Here is a 324-nt window from a genome sequence, read left to right as displayed (position 1 = left end):
TGCCCTCTACTTGCTGCCACTTCTTTATCACTTTCATAAGGAATAATCGGGCTACTATGTGTCACCGTTACGATGTCGGCTGATACCGGGCTACTTCCGCTTGGTGCTGATTTTGGCGCTTCCATTGATGCCGGGCTTCCTCCACTTGGTACTGATCTTGGTGCTTCCACTGGTGCCGGGCTTCCTCCACTTGGTACTGATCTTGGTGCTTCCACTGGTGCCGGGCTACTTCCACTTGGTACTGATCTTGGTGCTTCCACTGATGCCGGGCTACTTCCACTTGGTACTGATCTTGGTGCTTCCACTGATGCCGGGCTACTTCCA

Annotated in this window: 1 pseudogene; it reads right to left on the bottom strand. The window is 53.1% G+C overall.

Annotated elements, in window-relative coordinates:
* Positions 1 to 324: pseudogene (locus MR160_RS34200) on the bottom strand (pLS20_p028 family conjugation system transmembrane protein); the annotation flags it as partial.

Source organism: Bacillus cereus group sp. BfR-BA-01382, assembly GCF_022663475.1.
Lineage (GTDB): Bacteria > Bacillota > Bacilli > Bacillales > Bacillaceae_G > Bacillus_A > Bacillus_A thuringiensis_S.
This window is presented reverse-complemented; position numbering and strand designations above follow the sequence as displayed.